The organism is Microcoleus sp. Pol11C3 (assembly GCF_036701485.1).
Lineage (GTDB): Bacteria > Cyanobacteriota > Cyanobacteriia > Cyanobacteriales > Microcoleaceae > Microcoleus.
Map to the genome: position 1 here is coordinate 1 of NZ_JAUBQW010000291.1, position 1,768 is coordinate 1,768.

Genomic DNA, 1,768 nt, shown 5'->3' on the forward strand with positions numbered 1-1,768 from the left:
TGAGTTTCACACGTTTGAGCTTGTTAAGAAAGTCCCTCTTGACTTTCTATCGCTCTTCTTAACTTGTCACCAATGACCCACACCTTCTTTGATTTCTATTTGATTGCAGTCGCTCACTCTGGCCCAAAAAAGGTGTTTTTTTGTAAAATTTTTCTATCTTTTTGGGTCTTTGGGTGAGTAAAAGTTGTGATAAACTCCATTTTGTAATAATTGATTTTGAGGCAAGTTTCTTCCTCCATTTCTCGCACTGCTGCCTGGTGTGGACTTTCTCCAATGTCCACGCCACCACCAAAAGTAGAAAGCATTCCTTGACTGGCAATACCAGGAATATTATCTCGCAGTTGTGCCGCAATCTGACCGTTGGGGAGCATGATAAAAATGCGAACTATTGACTGAGGAATATTCATATTATCTATGGCATAACAAAACTCACCGAAGTTACTTTATAGTTTTCTGATTTGAATCCAAATTTTCCTCAGCCAATTGTACACCGCAGCATACAAAGCTAGCAACTTATTGACAAAAGTTTGCCAAATAAAACCTTTCCTTACCTCAGAAACCTCTTCGATTTCCACGGGCAGTGGCGGCATCCCGACTACTTCATACAGCGGATATTCGCCACTTTTCCCCGGAATTGGCACGGATACGCACTGATTGACGATCGCCAATTTCTTCACTTCCTGATAAGTCTCCTGGGAAATCAGTAAACTCGTTCCTACTTGCTTGTTCGCAGCTTCAATCCGGCTGGCAAAATTCACCGCATCGCCGATCGCCGTAACTGTCTGATTTTTCGATGCCCCCAACTTCCCCACAACTACCCAGCCGCAGTGAATGCCAATCCCAATCCGCAATCGGTGACGGTATAAAGTCTCAAAATAGGGATTGAGTTTCTCTAATTCCTCCAGCATCTCCACCCCAGCCCTCACCGCTTGTTCCGCCGCCTTGTCTGAGTTTTCTAACCCAAATAGGGCCATAAAACCATCTCCCATATAATTATTAATCATCCCGCCGTTGCGGTTGATTACATAACCCATTTTTTGGAAATAGCGATTTAAAACATAAATTACATCGTAGGGCAACAGCGATTCTGCAAAAGGCGTAAATCCTCGAATATCGGCAAACAAAATTGCAATTTTCTTTTCTTGCCCGACAGGAACAGAAATCAACTTTCCAGACATTTCGTCGTTCAATGATTCCAAGTCTTCAGAATCGATCGCCAATCGGCGCAAAATCACCTTGCCACCAGCAATCTGCGTCTGACAAGCCAGCCTAATTTCCGGTTCTAAACGCAATTTTTTGGCAAGTTCCTCTTCCGGCGAAGTGCGCGGAGAGCAAAATTCCAAACCTTCGACAATCAATACCCTGCAAGTCGAACACCGGGCGCTACCGCCGCAGATGTGGGTGTGTGGAATGCCCGCACGCAGAGAAGCTTCGAGAATTATATCGTCGTCGTCTATCTCGATCGTGCGATCGTCCGGCAGATAGTGAATCTGTGGCATACGTGGCCCGTCTAGCTAATTAGCGAGGAATCTCGCGGACATCTGTTATTGCAGCGAACCTTTATGCAAACCCGGTTTCTCGGCATTTTTTCTGTATCCCCTGATTCCTTAACTATAAGTCGCGATCTGCCTTTTCTTCTCGTTTCGTCAGCTCAACCGCCAAACTGACACCACTTTAAAAAAAGAATGCAACTCCATTGGTGACAAGTTAAGAAGAGCGATAGAAAGTCAAGAGGGACTTTCTTAACAAGCTCAAACGTGTGAAACTC

Annotated in this window: 2 protein-coding genes; both read right to left on the bottom strand. The window is 44.7% G+C overall.

Going from position 1 to position 1,768, the window contains the following annotated elements:
* Window positions 1-113: 113 nt before the first annotated feature.
* Window positions 114-407 carry an NUDIX domain-containing protein gene (locus QUA40_RS28610; protein WP_333132071.1) on the bottom strand — a complete coding sequence of 98 codons (294 nt, stop codon included), beginning with the start codon at window positions 405-407 and terminating at the stop codon, window positions 114-116.
* Window positions 408-443: 36 nt separating this feature from the next.
* The gene (locus tag QUA40_RS28615) at window positions 444-1,499 is read right to left on the bottom strand and encodes an adenylate/guanylate cyclase domain-containing protein (protein WP_333132073.1); all 1,056 of its coding nucleotides are present in this window, start codon (window positions 1,497-1,499) and stop codon (window positions 444-446) included.
* Between the last annotated feature and the right edge of the window lie 269 nt (window positions 1,500-1,768).